Here is a 2,051-nt window from a genome sequence, read left to right as displayed (position 1 = left end):
CCTCATCCCCCCTCATCCCCCCTCATCCCTCCTGCTTGAGTGCGCGACGGGCTAATTTAGCGTAAGTTTTCACAGTCGAATAAGGCATTTCTAAATCTTCGGCTATGACTTGCAATGATTCTCCCATCTCCCGGCGTGCCAAAATCGTAGCCCATGTAGAAGCAATTTTATCAGCGCGATCGCCTCCTGTGCGTTTTCGCTGTGCAGTAAATAGCGCTACCAACTCATCGATGCGTTCTCCCAGCATATTTGTCAACAACTGAGTAGATACACTAGTTTCTTGTTCCACCCAGTCTAAGCGAGTTTGTCCTAGTCCAAAGGTAGTTTTGTGTCCAGTACCACAGTAAGGAGCAAGCCGCACCAAAGCATAGAATAAGCGGGTAAACTCAGAGTTAGCCAAAGCTGCTTTACTCAAACCACAAGAAATTGCCCCTGTAAACCCAGTCACCGAACCCCGCTTACCAGCCGCTACTTTTACTGACTCTAAGCGGTGCTGATGGATAATTACCCCTTCATCTATCCACTCAAGAAAAGCTTCTTGTTCTACAGGTATTCCTGAAAAGTCATTCCAGCGCCGCAGATAGCTGTGAAACAGATTAACTGGAACGGGGAGGGGAAAATGATGACCTTTGCGACGAAAGCTGGTAGGCGAGACAAAGCTAAGACTGACGTTAGAGAGTTTCTCTGTTGCTGACTCTAACAATTGTGCGTAAGTAGTCGGTGAATGAGCAATACTCACCTGTTTGATTTGAAGAGTCGCATCTCTGAGGTTTAAACTTTGTGGTAGCTGGGTTAACCATTGACTGAGAAACTGCACGACTCGCCTAGACAAAGCGTTGATTTGCCAGCGATAAATTTGGTTAGCTTGCAGTTGCAGTTGTATCCCACTGGGAAGAAGTTGACCTTCCAGCGCCGAAATATTAAACGGCTTTTCCGACTCTCCATCATGCAGATATGCAGAAAGTTCTGGGTTGAATTGCCGTACTTGGTCAAGAAACCAAGCATGGAGTCCGATAGTGTATTGAGAGTAGAGGGAAGTGGAAGTGGTAGGTTCAAGGTCAAACACTAACCCCACTAGTTCCGTGTCATCCGCCCATGTGGGAATTGAGCTAGATGATTCTAACTTGGGCTTAGCTTTACGTCTAGTAGATGCAGCTACTCTTGCCATCGCCGGATGCTATGAAATGATGTTGAATATCTTACACAATTTCCATCCCCTAGGGGAGAAAAAACAGCGTTTATTTAAATTGTTTTCATCCCCTTGCGGGGATTAGCTCAAGTCAACTACCTAATAGTTGCTTAACTTGCTGTAGTAGCACGACCGGGCTAAAATAGTGCAATAGGATAGAGGTGTTTGAGTTTAATACGGGCATCCTCTGTTGTGAAGCGCCATTGAACTTGGCTATTCGTGCGATTACGCTGGTTCTGCCAGGCAGATAACTCCTTTTCTAACTCGGTGGCAGAGGAAATACGACGGTCAAGACATTGTTGAGAAAGGACACTTAACTCAATCTCGGCAACATTCAACCAACTACCGTTACGAGGGGTATAGTGAATTTCTAAGCGGCGAGCTAATCGATGAGCAACAGTTGCAGGAAAAGCTTCATACAGTGAGGCAATGTGATGAGTATTGAGATTGTCACAAACTAACTTGACTTTGCGCGCGTGGGGATAGTCTACATCTAGAAGTTGGCGAACTTCCAGTGCCCAATCGACGCGAGTACGATGCTCACGACTACTCACGCGCCGCCATCCTCTCAAGGGGTCAAAAAATATAAATAACGCACGCACACCATGCCGTTCATAATGGTAATCTTCTTTGCGATCGCTTGCGGGTGTCATTGGTATTGGCTCAAACACGTCCGCTTTTAACTCGTAAGCCGCTTCATCCATGCAGATGAGTGGTTCATCTTCTGTGTGCTGGCTGGTATAAATGTCTAAGACTTCTTCCATCTGTGCTACAAAGCGTGCCGCATCGCGTTCGGGAATACAGTAACGCTGCTTTTTCCACGGGCGCAATTCGTTTTTTTGTAGTGTACATCGCACAGTCT

General features: G+C 46.4%; 2 protein-coding genes. Both read right to left on the bottom strand.

What is annotated here, in order from left to right:
* Positions 1–22: 22 nt before the first annotated feature.
* The gene (cas6, locus tag I8748_RS30875; RefSeq protein ID WP_198128298.1) at positions 23–1,168 is read right to left on the bottom strand and encodes a CRISPR-associated endoribonuclease Cas6; all 1,146 of its coding nucleotides are present in this window, start codon (positions 1,166–1,168) and stop codon (positions 23–25) included.
* Positions 1,169–1,326: 158 nt separating this feature from the next.
* The coding region (locus I8748_RS30870) for an IS630 family transposase (protein WP_198128297.1) at positions 1,327–2,051 on the bottom strand (725 nt) is incomplete at its 5' end.

The organism is Amazonocrinis nigriterrae CENA67 (assembly GCF_016056305.1).
GTDB classification, from domain to species: Bacteria; Cyanobacteriota; Cyanobacteriia; order Cyanobacteriales; family Nostocaceae; genus Amazonocrinis; species Amazonocrinis nigriterrae.
Note: the sequence above shows the minus strand (reverse complement) of the source record. Positions and strands in the feature narration are given on the sequence as shown.

Bases quoted from the DNA above. Each gene is read 5' to 3' on its own strand.
- cas6 (WP_198128298.1), bottom strand. From the start codon at position 1,168: ATGGCAAGAGTAGCTGCATCTACTAGACGTAAAGCTAAGCCCAAGTTA.